This is a genomic window from Pseudarthrobacter oxydans (genome assembly GCF_013314975.1).
GTDB lineage: Bacteria > Actinomycetota > Actinomycetes > Actinomycetales > Micrococcaceae > Arthrobacter > Arthrobacter oxydans.
In genome coordinates, this window is record NZ_JABTYH010000063.1 from 1 (window position 1) to 6,251 (window position 6,251).

Consider the following 6,251-nt stretch of genomic DNA (forward strand, 5'->3'; position numbering starts at 1 on the left):
CATAGGGAGTTCGGGGACAAAGACGATATTCTCGGGAACTTTCGCGCGGCTCAAATGCTTCAGACAGTGCTGGCGAAGGTCTTCCGCCAAGATGGCTAGGTCCGTTTCGCCACGTGGCACCACGTAGGCTTTCACCAGCTGGCCAAACACGGCGTCCGCGACGCCCACAACGGCGGCAGTAACGACCGAGGGGTGGCTGCCTAAAACATCCTCGACTTCCTTTGGGGCTATATTCAGGCCGCCTCGGATGATCATGTCACCGTCCCGGCCTGAGACGTAGATGTCGCCGTTGCTGTCGACATATCCGATGTCTTGGGTGTAAACCCACCCTTCCCGGATGCGATGACTGGTTAACTCCGGCTGACCTAGGTAGCCCAGCATGCTGGACGGCCCACGCAAGGTAATTTCCCCGATTTCGCCCGAAGGCAATTCCCGGCCGGAGGCATCTCTTGCAACCGCCTCGAATCCAGGGCAAATGCGGCCGGCGACACCTCGGCGGTGTGCGGAACCGGCGGGTTCAACGGCGGCACCGGGACATTCCGTCAGGCCGTACGTGGCAAGCACGGGTGCGCCGGCGAACTCTTCAAAGTCCTCCATGACCAGGTCACTGACTGGCGCACCTCCGGTGTAGATTGCCCGGAGCGTTGATCGGTCAAACTGATCCCTGCCCTCAAGGTTCAGCATCATCACCAGCATCGCCGGCACCATAGCCGCAGTGGTTACGCACCACTCTTGGATACGCTGCAAAGCAATGGCTGGTTTGAAACGCTCCATCAAAGCGAGGGTCGCGCCGTTGTAAATCGCGGAGGCCGCTGTATAGATCGCACCGTAAATCGAGTGGAACGGCAGGCATCCGAGGACTACGTCATTTGCCGTCAAATTCCAGACCTGGCTATGGACGCGATGCAGTGCCAGAACGCTGGAGTCAGTATGCAGGATCGTCTTGGGCTGGCCAGTAGTACCGGAGCTGAACAACACGACTCGCGCCTCGCGCGCTTGTGCAAAACGGTCTTGGCGGGGTGCGCCGTGCCTCACGCTGCTTAACCAGGGCCGAATGCTGGCATCAACTACATCATGGTCCTGAAGGAACCAGACCATGGAAGGATGACCCGGGTCTGATTTCTCCGGCAGCTGGAGGCGCTCCATTGTCCCCGGGCGTGTGGCAAAAACCCAACCAGGCTGGGTGGCGCCCACGAAGTGATCGAATTCCGAGCGAGTGCAGCCAGGATCAGCTATGACGACGATTGCGTCGAGCTCGCGGACAGCCCAGTATGCCACGATTGCTTCAACACAGGAGTCCAGCATGAGGAGAACTGGGGAGCCTGAGCCCACGTTCAAAGCGCGAAGCTCCTCAGCGAGCGAGGTCACCTCCCGCTCGAGTTCCCGCCATGTCAGACTGACTCGGCTGTCCAGAACCGCCATCTTATCCGGCATCGAGCGGGCATTGTCGTGCAAGGCTTTAACAGCTTCGCTAGTAGTGTCGCTCGATGAAAATTCTGCAATGACACGCTGCACATCTTGGTTCAAGGTGGGTGCCCTTCAATAATATTCGGCCAACTGCGCCAGCTCCTTGGATCGGCCACGGTGTGCGATGCCCTGGCCTGAAGCGTCTGATCTCGCGGCGCAACTTTCCCCATCAGTCTCCGCGAGCTGTGGCCGCCCTCACAAGGCCTCAATTGCGCATGCAGGCCATACGTCCTGCACATGGCACGCGACCAAGCAGCAGGCAAAGAATTGCCGGCGGCTACAGTGGACCGCCAGGTCGCTGCATGCTTAAGGGGAGGAGAGGGATTAACCAGAGAATGCCTCGACGAAGCAATCGGAAATAGGCAGGTCAACGCCCTGGCGGAATATCGATCCAGATGTATTCAGTCGCCGTGTCCGCCACATTTTCCATGCGATGCGGCACCGTACTCGGAAACCAGATAGAATCCCCGGGCTCCAGGAAGTGGACTTCGTCGCCAACAATCACCTTAAGGCGACCCGACAACACGAATCCCCACTCCTCGCCCTCGTGTGTGAACGGTTCGTCCCCGAACCACCCACCCACCTCATAACGACCATAGATTGCATCGATAGACCGAAGGTCCGTCGGGGAAGCAAGCTCAAAGCGAGTCCCAGACGCAGGGCGCGTGTCGGACGCGGGGTCAGCGATGCCCCCAAACGGCACGCGGTCAGCGGCTCTTACAACCCGGCCGCTGGGCTGGGCCTGAGGTGTAAAAAAATAGGTAATCGTCGTTCCCATTGCGGCAGCCAAACGATTCAGCGTCGAGATTGACGGTTCGACCTTCCCCTTCTCGACGTCAGAAACCAGTGACGCTGAGACCCCTGCCTTCGTAGCTAGGCCCCTGATGCTGTAGCGATGCTGGGTCCGAAGTTCATGGAGGCGTTCCCCAAGCGTGTTTTCGTTTGCAACGGTGCTCTCCATTTGTGCCTCCAGCGCTTTCTACTCCTGTGAACGTATACAAGGGCTCCGCACGAACACTTGATGTCCGTTCAAAGCGTACACAAACAACGATCTGACGAGTAGGGTCCCAGCCTAGGCAAGCGATGGGCAAATACGTGCCGTCGGGACAAGTAACCACGAGAAACGACAATTAGCCGGTGCATGTTCGGCCACACCGGTCGATATTGCTGGAAAAGAGCATTGACCGTACGGTGTGAGCCGTCATAGACTGCGCTCATGATACAGAATTCAGGAGGACTGAGCGTTCGATATGACGAACGATTCGAGTTTTCTGGTTGGCAAGACGCTGGAGATGTGATTGAACGCTCCGACGTCGTGCAGTCAGGGCACGTGCAGGCGTTGATTGCTGTACTGAACGAAAGTCCATACCCGGGCCCAGTGGCACCTTTCCCGCAACACAAGGGGTTGCAAAATCCAGAATTCAACCCGCACAGCCCCTTGAAGGGGAGGTAACTATGTACGCCAAAGTGCCCGACCTCCAGGACCTGCACCTTCTCGTCGCTGTAGCGGCAACTGGGAGCATTGGGCAGGCAGCCTCAGAACTGAGACTTACTCAGCCAAGCGCCAGCAGGAGGCTGGCAAGTCTTGAACGGTCGCTGCGTATCCAGCTCCTTCATCGCGACACCCGTGGTTCAACACTTACCCCAAGTGGACGCGTCGTTGTCGATTGGGCGGAGAAACTACTTCGGGCGACTGAGCAGTTCACCAACTCAGTTGACGCCCTAGGACAAGAACGAAACTCCCTGCTTCATGCTGCGGTAAGCATGACTATCGCGGAACACTACGCGCCCACGTGGCTCGCCAAGATGCGCAAAGAGGCGCCGGAGATGACGGTCACTCTTTCAATGGCGAATTCGTGTGAAGTCATGTCCATGGTGGAATCAGGGAAGGTGGATCTCGGGCTTGTGGAATGTCCCCAAATACGCTCCTCGCTCAAGAGTCGTGCGATAGGAGTCGATGAGTTAGCCGTCGCTGTTCTGCCCAATCACCCCTGGGCACGTTTCAATCGCAGGGTGACTGCCAAGGAACTGACATCTGTTGGCCTACTGGTTCGCGAGCAGGGGTCGGGCACGCGTGAAACTCTTGACCATGCCCTGTCCGCGGCAGGGTTCACAGCAAAACCCTCCCTTGAACTGGCTTCCAACACCGCCCTCAAGTCCGCGGCCCTCGCCGGCATGGGTCCAGTAGTCCTGCCAGCCATTGCTCTGGCTCGTGAGCTTGAGAATGGGTCTCTCGTCGAAGTGAGACTGGAGGAAAATCTCGTACTGTCCCGATCGCTGTCCTTAGTATGGTCCAGCGCTGCCAACGTTTCCCGCGAGGCAGTCAGTCTCTTATTGAGCGCCGCCCGAGGAGATCGACGCGCCCACGGCCGCGTGCTGAGGGCAACGCAACTCGCCAGTTGACCTGATTTCAGTGCGACCAGGACGCGTCCGGGTCCTCTGCAGTAAAGTAGCGGGCCAAACTCGTGCAAAGTTCAGTACGCGGCCGGAGGATGTCTAAAGGGCCTGGATAGCCCCCTGCCAGGCCATTTGCGGCCAGCCGTAGCAGGCAGCCTCAAGTGCGCCATACACCGGGCGCATGTGCTCATAGCCCTTTGATGTCTACCGCCAACCACGACCAGATGTGAGTCTGAAGCTTGCAGCTTGGCACGACGTGTTGTGTACATCCGTTTTTGGCTGACGCGGTCTCCGGATCATCCTTTCGTCCCTTCAGACGAATCGACACTTCGCAAAAAGCACTCGTTAACTTGGAAAGCAGGAACTTATGAGCGATGGAGAAATTCGTCTTGACATCGAAGATGGCACGATTGCGGTCATCACCATGGATCGCGAAGAGAAACGAAATGCTTTAACCGACGTCATGTCCGCGAAGCTGTTCGAACTGTTCCATGAACTGGATGCGCGTAACGACATACGCGTGATCGTCCTGACGGGGGCGGGAGACAAGGCGTTTACGTCCGGTCATGATTTGAAGCAGGCTCTTGAGGGTGACCCCAACGTTCTGTTTAGCGAGCCAAATATCAAGGAGTTCATCGTTCCTGGAATGGTCTCAAAGCCCGTCATCAGCGCCGTGAACGGAGCAGCATATGCTGGCGGCTTCTGCCTGGCAATCGCCAGTGACTTGCGTATCGCCTCACCAAATGCCAGTTTTGCTTCCCCTGGCGTAAAGCTTGGGATTGTGCCTATCGGCGGCCAGTTGTCGATGCTCCCCCACCTATTGCCGCCAGCTATCGCAACAGAGGTGCTGATGTTGGGCGTCCCTTTGACCGCCGAACGCGCCGAGCGCCACGGTTTCGTCAGTGAGCTCGTTGAGCAGGGCGGGCTCGTGGATCGTGCGTGTGAGATGGGTCGCGTGATTTCGAGCATGCCGCCGGCTTCGGTAGCGTCCATCAAGCGGGTCTTGCGCACGACTCTCACTCAAAGTGTGCCTGCCGCAGACGTCATGGAGTTCTGGCGCGGAATGGTGGCAGGGACGGGGCCGGACGTAAAGGAAGGGCTGCTTGCGTTCGTTGAACGTCGACCTCCCCTTTTTTCGGCCGCTCAATGACGGATGGTGATGTAGCTCTGCGTACCGCCTCGAAACTGATCAACGCGACCAGGAACCCGTATGCGCATCAACGTACCTGATCTAGATGACCTTTACTTGCTTGTCACCATCGCAAGAACGGGAAGCATTGGGCAGGCGTCAACGGAATTGATGTTGGCACAACCGAGCGCAAGCCGGCGGGTAGCTGCCCTTGAGCGCGCACTGAAGGTCAGTCTGCTGCATCGCGGGGCGCGGGGTTCAACACTAACTCCTGCAGGGCGAGTGGTTGTCGATTGGGCGTTGACCTTACTCAGGGCTGCCGAGGATTTCCGACATTCGGTTGATGCACTCAGCCGACAACGGAATTCCTCGCTAAGAGCTGCAGCCAGCATGACGATTGCGGAGCATTACGCACCCAGCTGGCTGGCTCAGCTCCGCTACGAGTCGCCCGACACGGCCGTTTCCCTTTCTGTAGGCAACTCATCGGACGTCATGGACCTCGTTGAGAGTGGGCAGGTCGAGGTGGGCTTGATTGAGGCACCTCAAGCGCGGCCGTCGTTACGACACCATCAGATCGGACTGGATCGCCTAGCGGTAGCCGTATCACCAAGTCATCCATGGAGTGCTCAGCCCATGATCGCAGCAGCTGACTTGGCGAAAACCCCATTGCTGGTGCGGGAACTCGGTTCAGGAACCAGGGACACACTGGACCGGGCAATGTCATCGGCAGGCTACCAAGTGAAACCAAGCCTAGAATTGGCGTCCAATACCGCGTTGAAATCAGCGGCAATAGCCGGCATGGGGCCGGTCGTGCTGGCAGCCATAGCATTGGCCGATGACTTCGAAAGTGGAGCGCTGGTGGAGGTCGAGGTGTCTGATTTAGCGCTGAGCCGACCTCTGACAATCGTATGGAAAGAAGCCACCAGTCTGGCCCAGGAGGCCGTGGGTTTGTTCCTCAAGGCGGCGCGCAACGATCGTCGCACGCGCCCGCCTGCAACGAGCAATTCCGAGATGCCTCCCAACGATTTGTAAGGAGGCACCGATGGTTTCAGGCGCGTGTCGGGACATTGCTCATGCAAATTGCGTATGGCCCGCATGCCTAACTGCTGTCTTGTGAGCAAGAGCACAAGACGCGGAGACTGGTGTAAAGGCGTGCGAAGCGAAATCGCAGGTTCCAGCCGTTGTCAGATTCTCATCGTCCTCCGAAGCCGGCGCTACTTAGCGACGACGGCTTCACCTCAAAACAGGATGTGGAGAC

At 58.1% G+C, this 6,251-nt stretch carries 5 protein-coding genes; 3 read left to right on the forward strand and 2 right to left on the reverse strand.

Going from position 1 to position 6,251, the window contains the following annotated elements; all coding sequences use genetic code 11:
* Both HTS88_RS21735 and HTS88_RS21740 read right to left on the reverse strand, forming a co-directional pair.
* The coding region (locus HTS88_RS21735) for a class I adenylate-forming enzyme family protein (RefSeq protein ID WP_174182240.1) at positions 1 to 1,527 on the reverse strand (1,527 nt) is incomplete at its 3' end.
* Positions 1,528 to 1,834: 307 nt separating this feature from the next.
* Positions 1,835 to 2,428 carry a helix-turn-helix domain-containing protein gene (locus HTS88_RS21740; RefSeq protein WP_174182242.1) on the reverse strand — a complete coding sequence of 198 codons (594 nt, stop codon included), beginning with the start codon at positions 2,426 to 2,428 and terminating at the stop codon, positions 1,835 to 1,837.
* 494 nt (positions 2,429 to 2,922) lie between these two features.
* On the opposite strand from HTS88_RS21740, the gene HTS88_RS21745 reads away from it, so the two are divergent.
* The 3 genes from HTS88_RS21745 to HTS88_RS21755 all read left to right on the forward strand — a co-directional run bounded on the left by HTS88_RS21745 (position 2,923) and on the right by HTS88_RS21755 (position 6,025).
* Positions 2,923 to 3,870, forward strand: coding sequence for a LysR family transcriptional regulator (locus HTS88_RS21745; RefSeq protein WP_174182244.1), 948 nt, complete (start codon positions 2,923 to 2,925; stop codon positions 3,868 to 3,870).
* A 361-nt stretch (positions 3,871 to 4,231) separates the two neighbouring features.
* Positions 4,232 to 5,014, forward strand: a complete 783-nt coding sequence (locus HTS88_RS21750) for an enoyl-CoA hydratase/isomerase family protein (RefSeq protein WP_174182246.1) — start codon at positions 4,232 to 4,234, stop codon at positions 5,012 to 5,014.
* 60 nt (positions 5,015 to 5,074) lie between these two features.
* Positions 5,075 to 6,025, forward strand: coding sequence for a LysR family transcriptional regulator (locus HTS88_RS21755; RefSeq protein WP_174182248.1), 951 nt, complete (start codon positions 5,075 to 5,077; stop codon positions 6,023 to 6,025).
* The last annotated feature ends 226 nt before the right edge of the window (positions 6,026 to 6,251 follow it).